Annotated in this window: 25 protein-coding genes; 8 read left to right on the top strand and 17 right to left on the bottom strand. The window is 38.5% G+C overall.

Annotation, left to right across the window (positions count from 1 at the left end; translation table 11 throughout):
• Positions 1-92: 92 nt before the first annotated feature.
• From AC3CAU_RS04770 to ispH, 8 genes are all read right to left on the bottom strand, one after another.
• Positions 93-554: a type IV pilin protein gene (locus AC3CAU_RS04770; protein ID WP_447053689.1), complete on the bottom strand. Its 462-nt coding sequence runs from the start codon at positions 552-554 to the stop codon at positions 93-95.
• Entirely contained in the window at positions 548-1,045 is a 498-nt protein-coding gene (locus tag AC3CAU_RS04765) for a type IV pilin protein (RefSeq protein ID WP_447053690.1), read from the bottom strand. The genes AC3CAU_RS04770 and AC3CAU_RS04765 overlap by 7 nt, the downstream gene beginning before the upstream one ends.
• Before the next feature lie 13 nt (positions 1,046-1,058).
• Positions 1,059-4,907 carry a pilus assembly protein gene (locus AC3CAU_RS04760; RefSeq protein ID WP_447053691.1) on the bottom strand — a complete coding sequence of 1,283 codons (3,849 nt, stop codon included), beginning with the start codon at positions 4,905-4,907 and terminating at the stop codon, positions 1,059-1,061.
• Between the two features lie 16 nt (positions 4,908-4,923).
• Positions 4,924-5,706 carry a pilus assembly PilX family protein gene (locus tag AC3CAU_RS04755; protein ID WP_447053692.1) on the bottom strand — a complete coding sequence of 261 codons (783 nt, stop codon included), beginning with the start codon at positions 5,704-5,706 and terminating at the stop codon, positions 4,924-4,926.
• Complete coding sequence (locus AC3CAU_RS04750; RefSeq protein ID WP_447053693.1) at positions 5,706-6,818, bottom strand: PilW family protein; 1,113 nt, start codon at positions 6,816-6,818, stop codon at positions 5,706-5,708. Before AC3CAU_RS04750 ends, AC3CAU_RS04755 begins: the two co-directional genes overlap by 1 nt.
• A 1-nt stretch (position 6,819) precedes the next feature.
• Positions 6,820-7,323 (bottom strand): type IV pilus modification protein PilV, encoded by a 504-nt coding sequence (gene pilV, locus AC3CAU_RS04745; protein ID WP_447053694.1) that lies wholly within the window; start codon positions 7,321-7,323, stop codon positions 6,820-6,822.
• Positions 7,323-7,772, bottom strand: a complete 450-nt coding sequence (locus AC3CAU_RS04740; protein ID WP_447053695.1) for a pilus assembly FimT family protein — start codon at positions 7,770-7,772, stop codon at positions 7,323-7,325. The genes pilV and AC3CAU_RS04740 overlap by 1 nt, the downstream gene beginning before the upstream one ends.
• A 162-nt stretch (positions 7,773-7,934) precedes the next feature.
• Positions 7,935-8,885, bottom strand: coding sequence for a 4-hydroxy-3-methylbut-2-enyl diphosphate reductase (gene ispH, locus AC3CAU_RS04735; RefSeq protein WP_447053696.1), 951 nt, complete (start codon positions 8,883-8,885; stop codon positions 7,935-7,937).
• Between the two features lie 134 nt (positions 8,886-9,019).
• Here ispH and gmk point away from each other — a divergent pair, with 134 nt between their 5' ends.
• From gmk to bfr, 6 genes are all read left to right on the top strand, one after another.
• On the top strand, positions 9,020-9,643 hold the full coding sequence (gmk, locus tag AC3CAU_RS04730) for a guanylate kinase (protein WP_447053697.1): 624 nt from the start codon (positions 9,020-9,022) through the stop codon (positions 9,641-9,643).
• A gap of 76 nt (positions 9,644-9,719) precedes the next feature.
• Complete coding sequence (rpoZ, locus tag AC3CAU_RS04725; protein WP_131217345.1) at positions 9,720-10,001, top strand: DNA-directed RNA polymerase subunit omega; 282 nt, start codon at positions 9,720-9,722, stop codon at positions 9,999-10,001.
• Positions 10,002-10,219: 218 nt separating this feature from the next.
• Positions 10,220-12,325, top strand: a complete 2,106-nt coding sequence (locus tag AC3CAU_RS04720) for a RelA/SpoT family protein (RefSeq protein WP_447053699.1) — start codon at positions 10,220-10,222, stop codon at positions 12,323-12,325.
• A 68-nt stretch (positions 12,326-12,393) separates the two neighbouring features.
• Positions 12,394-12,777: a RidA family protein gene (locus AC3CAU_RS04715; RefSeq protein ID WP_067726797.1), complete on the top strand. Its 384-nt coding sequence runs from the start codon at positions 12,394-12,396 to the stop codon at positions 12,775-12,777.
• 165 nt (positions 12,778-12,942) lie between these two features.
• Positions 12,943-13,137, top strand: a complete 195-nt coding sequence (locus AC3CAU_RS04710) for a bacterioferritin-associated ferredoxin (RefSeq protein WP_005259971.1) — start codon at positions 12,943-12,945, stop codon at positions 13,135-13,137.
• A 263-nt stretch (positions 13,138-13,400) separates the two neighbouring features.
• A complete protein-coding gene (bfr, locus tag AC3CAU_RS04705; protein ID WP_447053700.1) occupies positions 13,401-13,865 on the top strand; it encodes a heteropolymeric bacterioferritin subunit Bfr in 465 nt (154 codons plus the stop codon).
• 53 nt (positions 13,866-13,918) lie between these two features.
• Here the strand turns inward: bfr and AC3CAU_RS04700 are convergent, their stop codons facing one another.
• The 4 genes from AC3CAU_RS04700 to AC3CAU_RS04685 form a co-directional block, all read right to left on the bottom strand.
• Entirely contained in the window at positions 13,919-15,556 is a 1,638-nt protein-coding gene (locus AC3CAU_RS04700; RefSeq protein ID WP_447053701.1) for an O-antigen ligase family protein, read from the bottom strand.
• A 61-nt stretch (positions 15,557-15,617) separates the two neighbouring features.
• Positions 15,618-16,364, bottom strand: coding sequence for an SDR family NAD(P)-dependent oxidoreductase (locus tag AC3CAU_RS04695; protein WP_447053702.1), 747 nt, complete (start codon positions 16,362-16,364; stop codon positions 15,618-15,620).
• Positions 16,365-16,367: 3 nt separating this feature from the next.
• Positions 16,368-17,666: an FAD-binding protein gene (locus AC3CAU_RS04690; protein WP_447053703.1), complete on the bottom strand. Its 1,299-nt coding sequence runs from the start codon at positions 17,664-17,666 to the stop codon at positions 16,368-16,370.
• A gap of 9 nt (positions 17,667-17,675) precedes the next feature.
• Positions 17,676-18,083 (bottom strand): GtrA family protein, encoded by a 408-nt coding sequence (locus tag AC3CAU_RS04685; protein ID WP_447053704.1) that lies wholly within the window; start codon positions 18,081-18,083, stop codon positions 17,676-17,678.
• Between the two features lie 26 nt (positions 18,084-18,109).
• On the opposite strand from AC3CAU_RS04685, the gene AC3CAU_RS04680 reads away from it, so the two are divergent.
• Both AC3CAU_RS04680 and AC3CAU_RS04675 read left to right on the top strand, forming a co-directional pair.
• Positions 18,110-18,985, top strand: a complete 876-nt coding sequence (locus AC3CAU_RS04680; protein WP_447053705.1) for a decaprenyl-phosphate phosphoribosyltransferase — start codon at positions 18,110-18,112, stop codon at positions 18,983-18,985.
• 21 nt (positions 18,986-19,006) lie between these two features.
• Positions 19,007-19,414 carry a divergent PAP2 family protein gene (locus AC3CAU_RS04675; protein WP_447053706.1) on the top strand — a complete coding sequence of 136 codons (408 nt, stop codon included), beginning with the start codon at positions 19,007-19,009 and terminating at the stop codon, positions 19,412-19,414.
• Here AC3CAU_RS04675 and AC3CAU_RS04670 read toward each other — a convergent pair.
• Genes AC3CAU_RS04670 through AC3CAU_RS04650 form a run of 5 tightly spaced genes read right to left on the bottom strand, consistent with a single transcriptional unit; the run spans position 19,392 to position 23,343 of the window.
• On the bottom strand, positions 19,392-19,715 hold the full coding sequence (locus AC3CAU_RS04670; RefSeq protein WP_447053707.1) for a DMT family transporter: 324 nt from the start codon (positions 19,713-19,715) through the stop codon (positions 19,392-19,394). The genes AC3CAU_RS04675 and AC3CAU_RS04670 overlap by 23 nt on opposite strands.
• A complete protein-coding gene (locus AC3CAU_RS04665; protein WP_447053708.1) occupies positions 19,715-20,452 on the bottom strand; it encodes a class I SAM-dependent methyltransferase in 738 nt (245 codons plus the stop codon). Before AC3CAU_RS04665 ends, AC3CAU_RS04670 begins: the two co-directional genes overlap by 1 nt.
• 17 nt (positions 20,453-20,469) lie before the next feature.
• A complete protein-coding gene (locus AC3CAU_RS04660; RefSeq protein WP_447053709.1) occupies positions 20,470-21,939 on the bottom strand; it encodes a hypothetical protein in 1,470 nt (489 codons plus the stop codon).
• Positions 21,939-22,886, bottom strand: a complete 948-nt coding sequence (locus AC3CAU_RS04655; RefSeq protein ID WP_447053710.1) for a glycosyltransferase family 2 protein — start codon at positions 22,884-22,886, stop codon at positions 21,939-21,941. Before AC3CAU_RS04655 ends, AC3CAU_RS04660 begins: the two co-directional genes overlap by 1 nt.
• 13 nt (positions 22,887-22,899) lie before the next feature.
• A complete protein-coding gene (locus AC3CAU_RS04650; protein WP_447053711.1) occupies positions 22,900-23,343 on the bottom strand; it encodes a pilin in 444 nt (147 codons plus the stop codon).
• Positions 23,344-23,378 lie beyond the last annotated feature (35 nt).

The raw sequence follows: 23,378 nt of genomic DNA, 5'->3' as shown, positions 1-23,378 counted from the left end.
TCAAACCCCTTTCATAGAGGGCAATATTTTACGTTATATTTACTTCGAAAGAAAGATCAAATTTTAACTTGTCCACAGTTTGAATTTATATCTTAGCGGCCGTCCCAGTTAGAGGTGGCTGAAGGAGTGCAGGTTGAACCATTTGTCCAACAACGTTCTCCTCGATGATTTATGGCAATTGAACCATTTCCTGTTTGCGTTGTATTTACTTTGGGTGTGGCAGTTAGAGTCCATGTTCCGGCTGTTACATTTGATAAATTTAAATCATACAGGGCCTGACCTGAAGTCGGAATAACAGCCGGAACCCCTAAATCTGTCAAGGTAATAGGCACTGTACTTCCAGCAGTAGTCCCAGCTTTTAAGAAAGTAAAATTGGCAATTCTATAGCGCTGCAGCTTACTTGCTGTATCAGTCATTACCGCCTGAGCATCTATACGCTTTGCTTTACGTACTGACTCTTGATAAGAGGGATAAGCAATTGCCGCCAAAACGCCAATAATCGCCACTACAATCATCAATTCAATGAGAGTAAAGCCTTTTAGATTTTTTACCATTCTTCACGTCCTGTAATCGTATTCCCACAAGTCGCATCTGTAATATTATTTGCAGTGATATTTGCAAGGGTTTTATTTTTGCAACGTGTTCCCATACTGGTCATCAAAAAGTTAAAGTTGTTTGTATCCGTACCTTCAGCGCGAATTACCCAACTCTGTCCAGCAGCAGCGTTATTGGTAAGAGTTCTGGTGGTATTCTCCCCATCTCTTACAGTAATCCGGTATCTAATAGAGCTGCCGGTAGCATTAACCGGCAGTATTAATGGATCAGGGATCGTCGAAAAACCCAAATAATTAAAGTTGCGCGATTTCCAACGTTCAAGTTCACTGGCAATACGCTGAATTTCCTGCTGTGCTTGTGCAGCATTCGCCCTTCGTACATATTGCTGATAGCTTGGAATGGCGATAGCGGCAAAAATAGCCACAATCACCACCACCACCATTAACTCAATCAAAGTAAAAGCTTTCTGGGTAGATAAACCAAGTTTCATGTATCACCCACTCTTATTTGATTAGAATATTTTTTTCATACCAGCGTTGAGGAATCAGGCACATTTGGGTTGCTTCTCCCGTCCCCCCACTACCGGTTGTAGTGACAATAATCCGTCCACCTGTATTGGCACAATAGTTTGAACTACTCGTAACTTTTTTATTATCATCTTTACCACCACTGCCCCCAGTGCCGCCACCACAATTACTTCCCGTACACTCAGCAGGTTTATCATTGCCTGTAGTGATATTTTGAATGCCGATACCGATAGGTGTACCCCGGCCTCCTCCACTTACAGGATCTTTAGCTTTACACTGACCAAAAGGCAAACAGAACGTCGTCAAGAAACTTTCACCTTTTACCCCTGCACCACAATCGCCTGATATACCTGGTTTACTACTGTCAAATGTCGAAACATATAAACGATAGTTCATCGCAAGTGGTGTACCGAAGACTTTCTCACTTTGTAACTTATATTTATCACAGTCTGTCTTTGTACCGTCACTACCCGCAACACAATTATCAAATTTATAGTACCAACCATTGGTTGAATAAGGTGCGATAATTGTTGAATTACTATAACGGTTTTCTTCAGTTATTAATCCCAAAGCAGTAATGTCCTTGGTATACCAACTGGTTGCGGACAATAAGTCTTTACGTGCCACATCCTTATCATAAATATTATAAATTGCGTCATATTCGACTCCAGCAGTACCTACTGTATAGTTTTGCAAAGGCTGACTACGGTTGCCGCTACCTACCGATAAAACGGCAAATATTGAACCTTTTTCATTATAAATTGAAAAGCTTGGCATATCGTAAAAACGAGCACTTTTACCATCATTCTTGTGCAGATTGAGTAATCTGACTGGTGCTTTGGCAAATGTTGCTAAAGTAGGCGCTTTATTATCTAAATCTATACGGAAAAATTGTCCACCCAAGTCCCCAAAGTACAGATGATCAACCAAATCATCACTATTCCGGTCTACTGCACGGATTTCACTCACTACGCTATATTTTAAGTTAGTATCATTTCGGCCAATCGGTAATGTTGTGGTTGTTCCTGTCGTTGTAGTTGCATTGGTACTCGCCCACCAAAGTAAGCTACCTGCATCAGAACCTTCAGCACTAAACATATACACGCCCGCGCCTTTTTTATTAATTTGATCATAGCTATCATTTTCATAGCCTTTTCCGTCTGTTCCTCCAGTACGGTCATAGCCACCACCGACAAACATCACCAGTTTACGTACTCCCCCCCAATTCACATAAGCCACTGTAGGTTTAGACCAACTTTCTCCCATATAACTTAGTGGCGTATTTGCACTCGCAGCATCTGGATTAATATGGAAATTCAACTTAGGAGAGTCAATATTTTGTAAATCCAGAGAATAATAGCTACGTCCTCCCATACGTAAGCCGCCGAAAGCTAATTGTTTACCTTTTTGATTAATGCCCTTACCTGTACCAACGGTAAGATTACCCGAACCATCAATCACATATTCGGTATGTACAGTCCATGGACCATCGACCCCGTAATAAAGGTTACTTATACCGCCACTTGTAGAAGTATAGTTGCTAAAGCCTTCTTTTTGCTTATCCACCATTTCATTGGGTACAAAAGCAAATTTTTCTTGCCCTGTTAGGGCATCAACAACATGCAAAAGTCCTTGTGTCGTACCAAAAAGCACATAATCTTCACGACTTGTTGAACCAATTTTTTTAGTCGTCGCATCATAAGTTACTTTACCTTTATTGGTGACCAATACAGGCAAGGAATGCATGACTGCACCCATTTGACGTAATTCTGCACTTGCTGCTAATGAAGTGGTTGTAATACTGCCTGGATTAGCCGCATCGACGTTATAACCCAACAGACTCATCAAATAACCCCGACTTGGATCATCTTTATAGGTGGTATCTGTAAGATAATTGAGGTTAACTGTGCGCAATGCAGTATTACTGCTTGTAAATGTTGCTGCTGTACCGGTTCCTGTACCCACGCGATTGGTGAGCAACTTACGCTGTACAGTTCCATTGGCTGCACGCAATTTAAGCTGTGACCAAGCACCACCTTTAGCAGCAAATTTTCTGCTGCCGATGGTATTTTCATCTGCATCAGCGATGGCCGTATTACTATCCACACCATATGACCAAAAATCATACACTGCAGAAGTTAGTTTCCCATTATCGTCATAAGTTGGTGTAATTAAGCGACCACGACTATCATTAACATCTTTATTGCTTCTACCTTGCAATTTACCTGAGCTGCCAACCAGATATTTTTTCAGATTACCTACCCATAGGCGATAGCTCTTATCAGGGGTTGGCTGAAACTGTTGATAATAAGCATCATCCTGCAGTACTGCAGGGTTTAATGCATCTTTTGGAATAGTCGGTGAGCCTGTGGTAACGGATGGAATATCCGTTCCCAACTCCCCTAAGAAAGCATTTACACTATCCACAATATCTTGGGATTCATTACCTGAATACCAACCACCTTCACCAATAATTCCCCAATAAGCAGCTCTTTTCACGTCAGTATTTATGCTACCTAATGCTGCAATATTTTGTGCCTGTGTTTTGGTTTTATCATAAGAGGTTACATTATTAAAACTTGAACCAAAGCCTACCACTGCCGTTTTAAATTTCAAACTCATTGGGTTTTTTGTTGAATCCAGTAAATTTAGCGCCAGTTTATTTAGACAATCATAACTACTGTTATCACAAGTAAAATCTTGCCCTTTTGAACCCAATGCACCTTGCATTAATGGCAATGAATCAGTATCTTGAGAGGGTTCACCGTCGGTCAAGACATAAACACCCTGCCCACTACATTTTTTAATTTCTTCGTCTTGAGTCAATGATGTTGGTGGCTGATATAAGGTTCTAGAACTGTTTTTTGTATCATCACTAGAATAAGCAAAACCCGAATTACTATTAGAAATATTAATTATACCCGTGTAGTCGTAACAAGTTTGTTTCTGATAGCTACTCCCTGACACTCCAGTAGCTGTACAAGCGTAACTATAAATTGAACCACTAGGCTCAGGTAGGCTTAAAGTTGTACTCCATGAATTCCAAGTATTACATTTAGAGTAGTCTGAGTTATACGTCTTGCAATCTCGTACATATAATGTCCATGGGTTTGACGTTTTTGAACGATATTCATAAGATTGATAATATGGCATATCATTCACAGTTCTTTGTCTGGCTTCTGTGGTATTGCCCATTAAATACGCAACAGTTTCCGCATAGGAACGAGCAGTTGGGGTATTGGTCCACGTATCAAAACCTGCAATCGCATCAATTAATAGCTGTCTTTGCGTTTTTGTGCCAACAATTACATCCAACCTTCTTGCAGGAACTAAAACTGCACCTGTATTTTGAAATTTATTATTACTATCTACTGCCCCAAGTGTTGATAGACCCAAGACTTTATCATCAGTAATACGTGTTATGCCTTTTGTGCTATTACCATAGAGCAGATCCATCATTCCATCTTTTAATCGCGTAATACGGTCATAATATTTTATACCGTCGCTCCCAAGACACCATGCACGTACATACTTTGGTCCTCCCGTTATTGGTTGCTCTGTTGCCCTATTTCTTCCTTTATCCGTTATTTTATTCGGCAAATCACATCCATATCCTGCTGTATCACCATTGTAACGACTCATACTCCCTGAAATATCCAGCATAAACATCAAGGTAATCGTACCTGACTTAGCTTCCTGATAAATATCAATATCACTGGCTTGAGTTACACTGGTCGCTATCATACTGGTACAAAATGCTGCAATACTGGCTGCAAACAATTTATGACGACAGGATATTTTTTCGCTATTTTGAATATTTTTCATCTTGTTATTCCCCATTTCATATAAAGTCTTGTGCAATCATGTATTCAGTCACCTGCGTGGTAAACGGTACGTTTAATTTTGCGAGGCAGTCTGTCACACTATCACCCACCATTACTTTATCCTCGTCCTTGGCTGTAGAGGGTGTAACGCCCGATGGAATAGTGACTTCGCTCATATGTGAATTTAAACATGCATCTATCTTGGCAGCACTTGTTGTGGTGAGGGTTGGCATAATAGACACCGCAAATACTTTTACAGGTTTATTTTTCTCAAACTTTACCCCTTTTTCATCAGTGCCGTATTGCATGCCATAAAAGGGATCGTTGTCTAACTGACTTGAAAACTTGACTGAGACTTGAGTCATGGCTGCTCTACGACCACTGGTAAAAAAATTACCGCTGTTTGCCGAAACACTGCAATACCCCTCTGTTCCCAAAGTATTATTGGTTGGAGCATTCCCTGATTCCCATACCATCAAACTGGCACGATTAATATCAAAAAAGTTAGCTTCTGCACCACGAAAGCAAAATACCATTTCTTTATCTTTATTTGCGGCACCATTGATATAACCAAACATGCCACTTGCGGTTAAACTCTGAATCAAATTTGCTTCCCGCTCAATATTAAAGAACGCTGCATCAGAGTTCTGCATCACTAACTGTTGTGCTTGGCTATTGGTGGCAACATTCAAAGAAATCAGACCCTGTTTAATAGCCAAAGTACCAATAACTGTAATTGCCACTAACATGATCATAACTACAATCAGTGTCGCACCGCGTTGAGATGAATAAGATTTCATTATCGATCCCCAAAAGTATTGCGCAATGCAATGGTCTGTGAAATCACTTGGCGAACATATTTTGGCGCATTTGCCGCTGGTGTTTTTACCTTAACCAACTGATCTAACACTTGAAAAGTCTGATCATTCGAAATGATTTCGTCACGGCTGACTGACTGCCCCGAACGCACTAAAGCGCCAATTTGTACGGATAAAATACGTGGACGAGAACCCGCTGCAATTGCCATATACTCATTAATAGGCAGATAACGATAACTAGTATCATTTTGCACACCAAGCAGCACTCTAAAATGGTCCACGCGTTTCATAATAATCTCACCGCCTGTGCTGCCAAATAATCGTGTATTTAATGCTTGAGATGGTGCGCCGCCTTCTACTCTCACCACAGCTGGCGTATCTGCTATGGCGTAGAACCCTGCTTCACAAGCTAACGCAAGCGGACTATTCGGCTCATTAGTCACGGCATTTGCATCCACGCGTAAAAAGTAACGCTGAACAATCATTTGTTGACCAAAAGGTATATTACCCCCTGGGTTTTTCACTCGAAATCTTAACTCTCGACCTTCACAATCATAGCCACCCACCCAGTCATCGTCGGTATCTACTGTTGTACCTTTATCATCTAAAATATATTGAGGTCGGTATTGGATAGTAAGTTGATCGCTTAATAGTGTCCCGCCTGTACTGGGTTGCACATTAGATACACCGGTCCAAGCAGGCGCAGTTCCAGCCGTCATGCCTTGGCTTCTTGATACCAAATTGACACCTGCACTATTTCCAGTAATGGTTCTAAACAGATTACTTAAAGGCCTAGTAGGACTAGAGGTATTATCTAAAGTTGCATTCGCTGAGGAAGTTAAAATCACACCGCCATATTGAGTTTCATCATTAGTACTGGCTTTCACCACGTTCAAGTTGGTTAAACGAATATCTTTAACAATGTAGTTCAAACCAAAATTAGCATTATCTTGTAAATCAGACATACCTGACTGTAAAACATAACTTTTCTGCCCTGTAAGAAATAGCATTGTTGCAGCAGCAGCGATCACCAACCCAAGTGCCAGTGCAATCATGAGTTCTATCAGCGTAAAACCTGCGTGAAATTTAGTCATATTAATATAACTCCATAATCAAACAGGTCGAGGCAGGGTTATACGCTGTACTATTGGTACAATCGCCTTGCCCCGTACCATTTGTTGCACTCGTATCTCCCCATGCAACATAAACGCAGTTACGTCCATCGCTATTTCCCTGACACTCCATCACATTCATACTCATTCCTACTGACCTTGCACGTACAGTAACTTGTGCTACATCAAAATCTGCAAGTTCAGTCGTACTACAATTTGTAGTAAAGCAATTTTTGACTGATACAGTTTGCTTATCCGGTGTCCCTATTTCGCTCATATAAGTATCTACAACACCACGGTTTATTCGCACTCTTTCTGCCAAATCTCTTGCAATATTAATAGCTTGAACACGATATCCACTTTCTGAAGTCGCCTCAACAGCACGATATTGCAGGGCAATAAAACCCAACACCCCAATTGCCAAAATTAACATAGCAACCAACACTTCAATTAAACCCACACCATTCTGATAATTTCTTGTTTTCATTAACATGTCCCCTCTGTCACGTGTATTGTTCCCATCAAAGAAATGCTAATATTTTTAGATTTATTACCACCACTTTCATTACAAACAATGAAGGGCTTGCCATTAATATCCGCTGCAAAATTTTTCACCCCTCCACTCAACAGAAAGGTAATTTCGGTAGGAGAACCGGATTTTAATATTGCTTTGTCTTGCGACGCCCAATTTAATTGTGTTGGGGTATCTGCAGCCAAAGAATTTAATTGAACTCTGACTTCTCTACGCTCTAATACAGCTTTAGAACGCGCATTATTAAGCTGACCTATCAACTCCTGAGTACTTCTATTCAAATTTTGTTTTTGTATTAAATTTCCAAAAGAAGGAGCTGCCATCATCGCAATAATTGCCATCACTGCAATCGTGACCATCAACTCAATTAAAGTGAATCCCTGATTTTTATTTGTTTGTTGCATAGCTCCCTCGGATAACAAAACTTTACCCTATTAAAAATAATATCTCACTTAATTACAAATTAAACACATAACAGGATAAAAGGCATAAAAAAACAGATAATTGCCAAAATACAATTATCTGTCAATTTTTTAAAATTTTCAGAATGTTAGCTCATTCACGCTTTATGCCTGAGTTACAGGAATACGCAACTCTTTGGGTAAACTGAAAGTAATATTCTCTTCACATCCTGCCAGCTCTTGCGGTGCTTCCGCACCCCACTCTTGTAAACGCTGAATGACCTGTTTAATCAAAATTTCCGGTGCAGATGCGCCTGCTGTAACCCCAATCTTGGTATTTTTATTAAACCAACTTTGATTAAGCTGATCTGCATTATCAACCAAATAAGCCTGCTTCCCCATACGCTCAGCCAGTTCACGTAAACGGTTTGAGTTAGATGAATTTGGCGATCCAACCACTAAGACCACATCGCACTGTAGAGCCAAATCACGTACTGCATCTTGGCGGTTTTGCGTGGCATAGCAAATATCATCTTTACGCGGTCCCTGAATTTCAGGAAACTTTGCTCGCAAGGCATCAATTACTTTTGCAGTGTCATCAATAGATAATGTGGTTTGAGTGACAAAAGCCACTTTCTTCGGGTTATGCACGACTAAAGCAGCTACATCCTGCTCATCTTCGACTAAATAAATTTCACCACCATTCTTCTTGTCATATTGCCCCATAGTTCCTTCGACTTCAGGATGACCTTCATGACCAATTAAAATAGCTTCAGTTCCTTCACGGGCATATTTGGTCACTTCAATATGTACCTTGGTCACCAATGGACAAGTTGCATCAAAGACTTTCAAGCCACGACGTTCAGCTTCGACCTGAACTGCTTTGGAGACGCCGTGTGCACTAAAAATCACAATATTATCGTCAGGAACTTCATCTAGTTCATCGACGAAAATTGCCCCACGCTGACGTAAATCATCGACCACGAATTTGTTGTGTACCACTTCATGGCGCACATAAATGGGTGGATTAAAACATTCAAGTGCCCGATTAACGATCGCAATTGCTCGGTCGACACCTGCACAAAAACCACGTGGATTGGCCAATACAATTTCCATAAGACCCTCAATGTTCACTTGAATTTGGACTGAATAATTTAAAATAAATGCAAACAACCTACCAACGGCTATTTAGTTTACTGGCTGTCTGCTCTAAAATAGAGAAGATATTTTATCATATCAGGAAAAATATCATGTCGGGTCTCTTGTTTGTCGTTTCTGCTGCATCTGGAACAGGCAAAACATCTCTCGTTAAAGCCCTACTTGAGCGTGTGAATAATTTACATGTTTCTGTCTCTCACACAACTCGCGGTCAACGTCCTGGTGAACTCGAAGGTGTGCATTATCATTTTTCGCAGAAACAAGATTTTCTTGCTTTAGTTGGGCAAGGTGGTTTTATTGAGTATGCAGAAGTGTTTGGTAATTATTACGGCACAGCTCAAGCCACAGTAAAACAGCAACTGGCTAAAGGCCATGATGTTTTACTTGAGATTGACTGGCAGGGGGCGCAGCAAGTTCGCAAGCTTTTCCCCGAATCTAAACAAATTTTCATTTTACCGCCAAGCCAGTATGACTTGCGTCAACGTTTATCGAACCGTGGCACCGACTCTGTTGAAGTGATTGAACAGCGTTTAGATTGTGCAGTAGAAGATATGCAGCAATATACAAACTTTGACTATGTGATTATTAATGACGACTTTAACAAAGCCCTGCATGACTTAGAGTCTGTCATTATTGCCAATCGTTTGGTTCTATCCCAACAAGCGGCCCGTCATCAAGAATTGATTGAAAAATTAATTACTCCTGTTGAATTGTGATTAAAACTTGAGTATATAGGCAAAGCCTTTTATACTGCTCAGTCTGTTCAAATTTAATATTCAAACGAGAATTCTTATGGCACGCGTAACCGTTGAAGATTGTTTAGACCATGTGGACAACCGCTTTGAGCTTGTACTAGTGGCAAGCAAACGCGCGCGTCAATTGGCACGTCAAGGTATTGAACCAACTGTAGAGTGGGATAACGACAAACCCACTGTTGTGTCTTTACGTGAAATCGCAGCAGGTCATGTATCTAAAGATATTTTGAAACAACGTGATCAAGATTATCAAACGTCTAGTCTGGATCTTGCACTTTCTGCAAATAACTTGAATTTAGATGGTTTTTCTTTCCAATAAGAAAAAAATCTTTAAAAAGCCTAGTTTTTAACTAGGCTTTTTTTATTGGAAAACTTTTATATTTGCTCAATAACCGTTATAACATAGGTATAAAGGTACGTTACTAAGGATGTATCTTTTTGATTTTTTTTGAATGAAAAAATTGACAAATCATGCCATATGTTTTTCATTAAAGGTCTAGCAATTTAAACTGTAAAACTGAAGTAGAAAGGTGTTATATGCCAGGCCCACAGGTCAGCCAAGCCAGACAACAACTGAAAATCATTATCGACGCTTACTTAAGTGCAAGCGATGTCGAGCGTGTGCTTTTGGCCTGTGATTATGCAGATATCGCCCACGACGGCATTACCCGTAAAAGTGGTGAACCGTATATCCTGCATCCGATTGCAGTCAGTAGTATTCTTGCGCATATGCGTCTGGATACAGAAACCCTGATGGCGGCGCTTTTACATGATGTGATTGAAGACACCGACTTTAATAAAGATGATATTAGCGAAAAGTTTGGACATACCGTTGCAGAGCTGGTCGATGGCGTCACCAAACTTAGTCATTCCAGTGATAAAGAATATAATAAAGCTGCCTCTTTCCGTAAAATTCTGCAAGCAACCCTACAAGACCCACGTGTGATTATTATTAAACTGGCTGATCGCTATCACAATATGACCACCCTGGAGTCGTTACGGCCCGATAAACGTCGACGTATTGCCCAGGAAACTTTTGATATTTTTGTTCCCATGGCCCGTATTGTCGGTATGAATGAGATGGCCGATAACCTGGAACATTTGTGCTACCAAAACCTTGATCTGGATATGTTTGATAATGTCCAAGAAGCCTTGTTGCAAACCAAGCCTAAACGCTGTGAATATCAAAGCCTGTGGGAAAAAAATCTTACTGAGCTGTTAAAGACCCATCAAATTAGTGGTCGGATTAAAAAGAAAAATAATAATATTGAGTTGTTGCGTCACTTTGTTAAAAATGACATTAATTTACAAGAACTTACGCACAGCCATGCATTTGAAATTATTTTACAAAGTATTGCCGACTGCGACCGATTAGCTGAAATTTTACGTGAAAATTTTCAGATTTTACGCTATGAAGATCATATTCGCCGTCCCTTACCGGGTGGCAACCAATCTTTGATGATGCGTTTAAAAGGTGAAAAAACCACACTCTCTCTTACTCTTCAAACCGAGCTCATGCGAAAGGCAGCCCGTTTTGGGGTGGTTCTGGGTGAGAATGCGCCACAAGCCTGTCGTTCAGCCATTCAAGCCTCTATGCAAAACCTGAATGTACTGATTGATGGTGAATGTGCAAAAACCACATTTAGCGATTTGTTAGATTATTTACATCAAGAAAAAATTTGGGTTTATACCCCTCATGGTCAGTTACATGAACTTCCTCAAGGCGCAACAGCAGTCGATTTTGCCTATTCAGCCAGTCTATTCTTAGGCAACCATGCTGTGGGTGCAAAAGTAAATGGGGAAACCAAGCCCCTTTCGACGCCACTGGTCAGTGGGCAAGTGGTTGAGATTATTACCGATGTTCTGGCTACTCCAAATCCAGATTGGCTCAGTTTTATTAACACCCAAAAAGCACGCCGTGCCTTACAAAATATTTTGCGTGATCAGGATATTGAAGAGCAGCAGTTAGTGGGCCAGCAAGCCCTGAATCGTGCATTAAAACTATTTAATCGCTCAGTAAAAGATTTAACCGAAGCTGATTGGATCGATATTTTGCAATGGCGACATATCGAATCTAAAGCGCAGTTATTTGAACAAGTTGCCGTAGGCGACTTGCTTCCGCAATTGGTTGCCAATCATCTGTTTGCACAAGATCAAAGCATAGAGACTCAGTCATCAACCCGCCTGATTCAAGGCACTGACGGTGTCGATGTCAAATATGCCCATTGTTGCAACCCTGTGCTTGGTGATCCCATTCAGGGACATTTATCACGTCGTGGACTCATTGTCCATCGGGCACGTTGTCACAACCTTCTACACGAACAACATCAACATCCAGAAAATATCATGCCTTTGCAATGGGCTTCTGAAGATGCCGATGATATTAGCTTTACCGCTTATTTAAGCATTGATATGGCGATGAATGATGAACAAATTTCTGACCTGATCTACCAATGTCGTAAAGAAAAAACCGGTGTAGAAATGGTGCATAATCATGAAGGCAAAACTTACGTCAATATTGTGGTGCATAACCGCAAGCAGATTGCACAGATTATTCGTGATTTACGCATGCATTTTGGTTTTCCGCGCATTAGCCGTTTAGCTCAGCCTATCAACATTACAGAAGTATCTAAAGTAAGTTAATTCAAACATATGCAACTTTTTTAACTGATATACGCTATGATGTATGAAGATAATATAAGGAGAAATCAATGTCCCGCCAAGTCATCCATACGGAAAATGCACCAGCAGCAATTGGTACATATTCTCAGGCAATTTTAGTTGAAAATACGCTGTATCTTTCAGGTCAAATTGGCTTAGATCCTTACAGTATGGAATTGGTTGAAGGTATTGAAGCTCAAATTCGTCGTGTATTTGATAATTTAAAGGCAGTCTGTGAAGCAGCAGGTGGCTCTCTGGCGGATATCGCCAAGTTAAACATTTTCCTGACTGATCTTTCGCATTTCCAACTGGTGAACCAGATTATGGGCGAATACTTTGCCCAACCCTACCCTGCACGTGCAGCATTAGGTGTGGCAAGTCTGCCTAAAGATGCCTTAGTTGAAATGGATGGCGTGGTTATTATTAATAAATAAAAATCATGCAGTTAAATAATTGTACAAAATACCACCGATCAGGTGGTGTTTTTTTATTCAAAATCTCAATAAATAAGAATGATATTTTAAATGAATTTCATTGACAAACGATAACAATTATCAATAATATCACTTATCCTATTTAACTCTTGTGGCGAGTTGAAAATGTACGTGTGTTTATGTCGTGGTATTACTGATCAAGATATTAAAGATGCTGTAGCCAATGGTGCTGAAAGCTATCGTGAAATTCGTGACTTACTTGATCTGGGTACTTGCTGTGGTCGCTGTGCCCCAGAAGCTCGCGCCATCATTAGCGATGAACTTTCAGAAATTGCTGCTCGTATATCTATTGCTGCCTAAATACTATAAGTCTAATTATAAAAGTTTAGTGATCGAAAGATCATTCTTCCTCCCCCGCTTATGACTCTAAGCGGGTTTTTCTTATCTTGTTATTCCAATTTTGCCTTTAACCGTTTTTGATTCCGATTTTCATTTGCCGTTCAATAAATTACTCGCCATTGTTTTGCGAGTTGTTTAAGATGGTTATTTAAGAAAATTGAAATAATAATTTTTTGATTGCCCGATCCTTTGTGAAGGCAGAAATTATTGATGGAGTACTTACAATGAAAGGCAATCGCGATGTGATTAATCAGTTAAATCAGGTGCTCTTTCACCATTTAACTGCGATTAATCAATATTTCCTGCATTCACGTATGTTTAATGATTGGGGAATCGAACAGCTCGGTTCTGCAGAGTACAAAGAATCGATTCGCCAAATGAAACATGCGGATAAAATTATTGAACGTATTTTATTTCTAGAAGGCTTACCGAATCTCCAACACCTTGGGAAACTGTACATTGGCCAACATACGGTTGAAGTTTTGAATTGTGATGTGCGTAAAGTTAAAGAAAATATTGAAGTCTTACAAAAAACAGTTGGCTTGGCTGAACAGGAACTGGATTATGTGACGCGTGACCTTGTGCAAGAAATTCTAGAAAAAGAAGAAGAATACTGGGATTGGACCACCACGCAGCTTGACTTGGTTGAGAAAGTCGGCATTGAAAACTACATTCAAAGCCAAATTTAATTCTCTATAAAAAAGCTGGTTCAAATTGAACCGGCTTTTTAGTTTTTAAAATCTTATTTTTCAATAGTGGGCTGAGCCAATGACGCATAATCCAGATCAACTTTACGTAATGTTTTCAACAACCACAGTTGATGTTTGGCTTCTTGCTCATAGCCATTGAAAGCCAAAACTTTGGCATACTTGATCAGGTCGTATTGAGTCGGATAGTTCAGCACTATTTCTCTAATATCCTCCAACTGTTGCGTATTTACCTTGGTATAGGGATTCATGCGAATCCATGCAATACGTCGGTTAAACTCTTCTAATAAGTAAATTTGATCTTGATTGGTAATTTTCTCGGACGTTTGCTCATAACGCATGGATTGATTCAGTTTGGGCACCATAACTGAATAATCTCTGACAATTAAAATCAGCAATATTAAAGAAATCGCATAACTCACGCGCATATAGTTGGGTGAAAGTGTAATGGTTTTAATATTGGCTTGCTGAGACTGAACTAGGCCAATAATAAAGCCTACTGGAAGTAGGAAATAGGCATAGTATTGCGGGAATTCCAGCATTGAGTGAATCAGCACAGCGCCAATCATTAAAATACCAATCACGGATTCAACCGAATTGACATGCTTGTTGAGTTGATAGCCCCAATAGCCAAAGTAGGCTAAAAATGGCAACCCAATCAACAGACCATTCCAGAGCACAAAATCCAGGATAAAATTATGTGCGCTACGAATCCACACAGGCCCTTGGAAGTGATCACTGACCAATGTATAAGCAACACTGGTCTGATTCCAGCCATAACCTAACCAGGGGCGATCTGCAATCGCATGCAGCATCTGCTCCCAAATCGCTAGTCGTGACATATCTCCCGTAGCACGCGCAATTACATCTTTAGTTTGTGCAATATTTGCATCGCTGATTTGCCCAATTAACTGAGTAACAGCAGGCAATATTAAAATAAAGCCAATGAACAATCCAAACCAAGCTAAAGCGTAATACCATTTTAAGCGGATAAAACCTTTATATTGTTGATAAGCTCCATAAATCAAAATACAGCAACATGCCACCCATGAAGTTCTAGACTGACTTAATGCCAAAGCCAATAACATAATTAAAGAACACAGACAGGTTATCCAGATTTTTAGTTTCTGTTTTTCATATAAATACAGACAGCCTAGTAATGACATAACCAAGAAGGTTGCCATATTGTTGGGTTGAGCAAAATTTGCATAGGGACGAACCGCATTTTGCATATTCACCATACCGGGAATATAAGCATCCAGTGTTAACCACTGGCAAATGGCAATAATTCCGGTCAATGTTCCCGTCATTAAAAATACACAGCTTAGCCCGGTAAAAACCTCTTCACGATCTATTTTTTCTACCGATAGGTTATAGCCAATGACTATACTCAGCCAAAAACCAAAGACAAATAACGTACTGGTTAAAGCTTTATCAAAGAAAAATAATTCACCAGCTAAGTATTGAATTAGCGGAATAATTGCCAAAAGCAAGAACGGTAAACTTAATACAGGGAGTCTAATTTTGTCTCTTAAATATATTGCAGCTAAGGCAAAAATGGATAAAAAGGCAAAAAGTTCACCAGTGTAAGTGACCCAAGGGCGGTAATGGATAGGGAGGAGCCAGGCCAGTGAGATAAAAACACTGGCTAAGAGGAGCAGAAGAAATTTCATATATGAAATAAATTTAAAAATATATAGCTATTATACAAATTGCAGCTTCTTTTTTGATAAATTATATATCAATTTTTTTAAATACAAAAAATGGTATATGACGAATAATTAACATGATGATTCTCCATATTTTTGGGGTATAAATTACACGTTTACCTTTTTGCATACCCATAACAATTTCCTGAGCAACTTCATGAATATTTGCTAATTTTTTACCCGATGCTACAAGGTGTTGTGTCATTGCAGATGCTGTAGGTCCAGGTTTAATCAGAGAAACGGTGACTGCTGATTTTTCTAATGCTGCCCGATGCTGTAAACCTTCAGCATAAGTGGCGATAAACGCTTTACTTGCCCCATATAAATAATTGGCATTGCGTCCACGATCTCCTGCGACCGAACCGATCACGCCAATTTTTCCAGCGCCTTGCAGGTGCATATACTTGTATATGTCAGATAACAGCGCCGCCATGCTGGTCATGTTGACATTGACCATGGTGGTCAACTCTTCTAAATGGATTGCTCTTTCATCCTGAAACATCGTTCCCTGCGCCAATAACGCCTGATCTACTTTTTGAGCAAAGCATTGCTCTATGGTCAAACGAAGCAAGGCCAAATCATCAAAGGCAACACTATGATTGTCGATGTGGATTTTAGGATAACGAATTGAAAAATCTTGCGTAAACAGGGCTAGTTTTTCAGGATTGCGTGCGATACAGATAAAACGCTGTACCTGCCCTGTTTGTGCCCACACATGCATACACGCTTGGGCTATGGAGGAAGTCGCGCCAACAATTAAAATGGTTTGCATGTTTTAATATCCAAATAAACGTTTTGACATATCCGATGAAATGGCAGGATCTCGATAATTTTTAAATGCTTCTGCCTGAGGATACGTCGTAAAAAACAGATCACGACTCATCCGTGCATCTTTGGCCAAATATAAGCGCCCCTTGGCTTGCGCTACGACTTGGTCAAGTTGCTTAAACAATGTAAGGGTCTTCTGTCCCAAATTTGGAAAATCCAAAGCCAACGTCAGTCCCTGCATTGGAAAACTCAACATCCCCTCACTGGCAAGGTCGCCAAAGGATTTCAATACCACCAAGAATGACCCCTGCTGTGCGGCATAAATCAGTTCTAACATGTCCTCAATGGCGTCTTTGGCATACTGTATTGGAATGACACATTGATATTGATAAAACCCTTTTCGACCATACAGGACATTCCAATTCTCAATGGCATCTAACGGATATTGAAATTGATAAAGGTGCTGCTGAATCACGCGGGGTGTTTTATTGACTTGATAATACAGATGATTAAATGCCTTTAAGCTCAATGTATTGATACATGAAATGACCGGTGTAAATGGAATTTTTTTGGTTTTGTTGTTTAAGCGATTTAGATGTGTGCTCGACTCTGGACTTACTTGATGATTGGCACGTATAAAGATGCCTCTGACGTTTTTTCCACTCAAACAATCAATCCAAGACACCGTGTATTCCCAAGGCTCGGATTGTTTGGCAAGCTCGATAAATTCAGCAACGCCGCGAAAATTCAGATATTCCACATCAAGCAGATCGGATTGTAACGGTAATAATTGTATTTTGACTCGCAAAATTAGCCCAGTTAAGCCAATGCCACCTAAGGTTGCAAAAAATAATGCGGCGTTTTCTTGCCGTGAACATTGAATGACGTTCAGATCGGAACGTAAGAGTTCCAATGCGACAACATGATGACCAAAGTTACCGCGGACATGATGATTTTTACCGTGGATATCATTGGCAATTGCACCGCCCACACTGATCAGTTGCGTGCCCGGTGTGACCGGCAACATCCAACCTTGAGGAATAAAGGTATCTTGAATCTCCTTTAACAGAACGCCAGATTCACACTCTAAAATGCCTGTAACTGGATCAAAGGCATGAAAATATCGATAATTGTCGGTCAGGATGGTTTGCGCATCTGAAGCCAAGTTGACATCGCCATAGCTACGTCCCTGCCCTCGAATCAAACACTGTCGATCTTGCGAAAAAGCCAGCGTTGGATCTTTGCGATCTAAAAAAGAGACTGACGTTTCAGTTTGGTACAATTTTCCCCAACTTGATAAATGCATGCCCACATCCTAATGTACCGTAAATACATATTTTTTATCTAAGTAATATTTACTGATATAGCCAATCATCAGTCCAATGATGCCACCGATATAGCGCATTTCTTTGCTTTCAAATATAAAGTGAAATCCAAACTCAAATCCCCAAAAAATAACTGTCGTAAAGACACCCATGAGTGCATACAACACAAAAGTCCGGCGGTTATGTTGTGAATTTTTTGTTTTATACTTAAAAATATAACGCTTATCTAAGATATATTTCACTACCAATCCGACTAAGGTTCCGCTAAGCACTGAAATAAATAGAGAAAAATTTGTGCTAAACAAATGAATAGAAACTTCTTGTGCTAATATATTGCACAAAGTCGCAATCACTGCAAAAATTGCGTAAATTAACGCCAAGTTAAATAACTGATTCATTGAAATTTAATAATGTTGTTGATCAAATGAATAATAAAGTAGCGCGTATTTCATTACTAGGGGAAATTGAAGGTCTGATCAAATTGATTAGACCGAAGCAATGGGTCAAAAATGCCTTTGTCTTTGCACCTTTAATTTTTGCAGGTGAGTTTTTAAACTTAGCTTCCGTTTATACAACCGTATTGGCTGCTTTTTTATTCTGTTTAGCTGCCTCCGCTGTCTATATCGTCAATGATTTAAAAGACATTGAAAATGATCGCGCGCATCCGGAAAAATCTAGAAAAAGACCGCTTGCCTCGGGTGAAGTTCAGCCTAAAAGCGCCTACATTCTATTAACCCTGATTTATGTCTTACTAAGTTGTGCTTGGCTGATCTTGCCTCAGGTCATCTATGTCATTCTTGCGTATTTAGCCATTAATTTGGCTTATACATTTAAACTCAAGAACGAGCCTGTTATTGAAATTTTTATTGTGGCATTTGGCTTTGTGCTTCGCGTCTATGCAGGGGCTTTGGCGCTGAATGTTCCGGTATCGCATTGGATGTTTATTACCACATTAAGTATTTCACTGTATTTGGCCGCCATTAAAAGACGTCAAGAGCTGATTCAAAGTGGCAAACAAAGCCGTGGGGTGTTGGCGCATTATTCAGTGAGCTTAATTGACCGGTTTGCTGAAATGTCCGCAGTCATTAGTGTGGTGTTTTACAGTCTTTACGTGATGGACAAACAGCCAGATCTGATTTTAACAGTCCCCTTTGTCATTTTTGGTTTATTTCGCTATTGGTATATTGTGGAAACCCTCAAAGGCGGAGAATCGCCAACCGATGTGATTATTCAAGATAAACAAATTCTAATAACAATCCTGCTATGGCTTGGCTTCTGTATTTGGGCACTCTTCCCCTAATAAATTATTCAGGATATCATCATGGATTACAGTTATTTACTCGCACCTTTTCTGGCATGGCTATGCTGTGGTATCACTAAATTTTTAGTGAATTGTCTAAAAGAAAAACGCCTCGCCTTTGATCTCATTGGCTATGGCGGTATGCCAAGTAATCATAGTGCCATTGTCAGCAGTATGGCTGCACTGATCGCTTTTAAAGAAGGAATAGATACACCAGCCTTTGGGGTTGCGCTGACACTCGTATTTATTGTGGTGATGGATGCCAATGGTTTAAGAAAGAAAGTTGAAGCACAGGCCATTGAAATGAATAAGCTAAAAAACTACACCGCCCCTGTTCTACGCGAGAGAGTTGGGCACAGCAAGGCTGAGATTCTTGTTGGTACTGTTATTGGTATTTTGGTTGGCTTTATATGCCAGATTGTCCTTTAGCTATAAAAGAAAAACCCAAAAAAACTAGAGCAATTCCGATTACACTTAACACAGTTATTTTTTCATTAAAAAATAAGTTTGCTAATAAAAATACTAATATAAAGGTAATTAAAGTGAATGCATAAACAACGGTTAAGCTTACCTTACCTAAACAGTAAACCCATAAGACAAAGCCTACAGTATATAAGGCTAATCCAAATCCCAACTCTAAATTAAATAATGAACTAGCACCTTTTTTTAAAAAAATTTGACCAAATGCAGCACATACACTACTCATGAAAAGTAAAAAGAATATCTTCATTATTTTTTCATTGCCATCAGATAATGTTTGATTTTAGCTATAGCATTGATTAAAAAATCAGGTAAAAATCGTAAAATTAAATTTCGAGTTAACCAAAAAAAGCTGACTAATTGATTAAAGTTATGATCACCATCTACCTTGGTTTTTTTAACTTTAGTTTCTAAATCTAAGATCTTTTCATTCTTAATAAACAAGATACTATTATAACGATACCAAGGTTCTATTTTTTTTGTCTTTAGAATTTGTGGTCTAATATAGTCGAAACAACTATAGCCTTTTTGACTAAATTTATTCACCCAATAATTTAAAGGCTGTTCATTTACATGAAACTCACCACCTTGACCAGGTATCGCTGCAGAAAATAAAATGAAGTCACCGTGTCTAATTAAATTATCAATTAATGTAACCGCATCTTTCTCTTGTAAGTGTTCGGCTACTTCTAGGCACTGCACTAAATCATACTTTTCACCAAGGTCAAAAGGTTTTGAAATATCCTGATGATCAAAATTTTCATTGCTTATCAGTAAGTTGTCTTTATTTACATAAGCACCATCAACACCATAAATATTTTTACCATGCTCCGCCCATTGTGCTAACCAAGCCCCTCTCCCACATCCAACATCTAAAACAGTATTAATTTTAAATGGTAAATCAATACATTTTATAAAAGCAGTTGCAGAGCGAGAAGAAGAAAAATCTATATAATTAAAAAATGATTCTTTATATATGTGTCCCATACATGTAGTCCTTGAAGTTAATTTTTAGATAGCACAAACCAAGCCCCTTGCTGAGCAATGATTTTATAATTTTTACATTGACTATTTAATACGACATAACTAAATGAAGCGTCATAAGCACGTATAAAAATCAAATCATAATTTTGACAAGTTTCTAGTTTTTGTAGCTGATGAGGCATCCATTCAAAGTTGGGTTTAACCTCAGGTACAGTAGCAGACGTGTATCGTATAATTTGTGGATGAAACCATGCAAAATTAAAATCACTCCATCCTTGCTTTTGTGCTTGATACCAAGATGCGAAATGCACATAGGTGAAAGGAATGCCAATCGATGCACCTGTTGGCTCGAATACTGCACCTAATACACGTTTTTTGATAGGTAATTTTTCAATGATGGCTTCAAAATCTTGAGTTTCTTTTTTAGCAAAAATGATCGATTTATAGTCATTTACCAACAAACTAGCAATAAGAACAAATATGATAGCAAAACTAAAATTATGATATTTAAATTCAGTTTCCTCATCAAAAATTAGATAGTAAAAACCGAAAAATAAAATTGAATAACGCTCATAGATAAAAAATGTATTGTATAAAAAATGTGGTAGGCTCAACCAAACAAATAAAAATACAATCAGTGGAATGAAGCGAGGAACATTATTACTCAGCTTATATCCAGCAAGAAACGGTACTAATATTAAAAATAGGCTTTCTAAATATTGAGCATTAAAACCTGACCACGGATAAACAACTAAATTTTTAATTTTTTCTAATAAGGAATGAAATTTAACATCTGCACCATAGCTGTAGTGAACTGAGAGGCTATCTGCTCGTGTGAGATAAAAAACAAGAAGTAAAAAGAAGATAAAATATGCAGGAATAAAATTCAATAAAGGCTTAATACTTTTTACATTTACAGCAATATAAACAAAAGAAAGTAAACAGAAAAAAACGAAACTGAGCACATGACTAAAAAAGAGAAAAATACCTAATAAAATTATGAAAATACTTTGATATTTTTTCCTTTGATTGACCCATTTGATATTTGCTGTAAAAAATAATAGTCCAATTGCAGTAGCAAGTAAGAAAGTAACAAAACCCCATTCATAGCAAAAACCAAAAAAGCTAGGAATAGCGATCCAGCTCACTAAGGCACTTGCATTTAATGTCTTGCGAAGCCGATCAAATGCATAAACAAAAATTAAAAAAATTATAGAAATAAATATTTTACTAGATGTTAAAATGTCAAAAAATTGATAAATAAACAACCAAGAAAAATATCCTACTAAATATGGGGTTTTAAAATTGGTTTCAACCAAGTGCCCCCAAATACTTTGATTTTTTAAAAGATCATCTAAAGTAGCAACTTGTGCAGCATGTTGTGGCAAATCGACCATTGGAAGATATGTGCCATTCATTATCATGAAGACAGTAATTACCACTGTGAGATAAAATAGTATAGATTTCCAATGTAAGGATTTAATTTTCATTATTTTATTTCATCTTCTATAATAAATCTTGGGCGCGCTTTTACTTCCATATATACTTTAGCGATGTAAATACCAATAATGCCTAGAGTAAGTAACTGAATTCCACCTAAGAAATACAGTGGCACCACAATCGAAGTCCACCCTTCAACAGTACCACCAATGAAAAATTTTACGAAAAGCGCCCATATCCCCATGAGACCAGACAATATACTAATAAGAACCCCAATCCAAATAATAAGAATAAGCGGCATCACACTAAAGGATGTTATTCCATTGATAGCAAGTGCTAACATTTTTTTAATATTGTATTTGGTTTCACCTGCTTCCCTTTCTAAGCGAGCATAAAATATTTTCTGAGTTTTAAATCCAATAACAGGAACAATTCCTCTTAAAAATAAATTTACTTCCTTAAAACCACCTAAAACGTTGAGTACTTTTTTACTCATTAATCTAAAATCAGCATGATCTTGAATAAGATCAACACCCATTGTATTCATAATTTTATAGTAATTTTGTGCAAAAAATCGCTTAAAAAAACTATCTGCAGATCTATCATTACGTACACCAAAAACAATTTCTGCTCCTTTATAATAGGCTTCAATCATTTTTTGTATAACCTTAGGATCATCTTGCAAATCAGCATCAATACTAATACTAATCTCTGTATCAATATTCATTAGACCAGACAATAAAGCATTTTGGTGTCCAAAATTCCGAGACAGCTTTAAACCCTTAATTTTGTGGTTTTCTTCGTTATATTTTTGAATAATTTTCCAAGTCTGATCTTTAGAACCATCATCCACAAATAATATTTTGCTATCATCTGTAACTAACTTTTGCTCAATTAAATTCTCTAAAATTATAATAAATTTAGGAATACTTATTGGTAACATATCTTCTTCATTGAAGCATGGTATGACTATCGTTAAGCTAGCTAAATGATTCATTTAATTTCTCTATTTATTCTTTACACGCATTCGGTCTATATTTCGTGTTAAGTGTACCTGGTGTACAAGTCCAAGTAGCAGCACCATCTAATGTTTCAAAAAAAATCGTTTGACCGCTTGCCTTTCCATAAGTCATAGTCATTGTGATATGTCCACTTGGATAAGTGCCAGAAACGGTACTGGTCATTTCAGAATACTTACCTTGCATATTAACTGAGACTTCATCAGCTTGAGGTGCCTGATTAACATTAACCAACATCGTAGGCCAAGTTGCATGCGTCCAGCCATAATCCCCTAAAGCTACTTTCATACCTGAACCCAAAACAATAGCTTCAGATACTTGAGCGCGTGTAATGTAGTCCTGATATGCTGGAACTGCAACGGCAGCCAATATTCCAATAATGGCCACCACTATCATTAACTCTATGAGTGTAAAACCTTGTTGTATATGTTTCATTGGTCTATTCCAGTTAAAGTAATAAACAAGGTTAT

It is taken from the genome of Acinetobacter sp. GG23, assembly GCF_057766365.1.
Note: the sequence above shows the minus strand (reverse complement) of the source record. Positions and strands in the feature narration are given on the sequence as shown.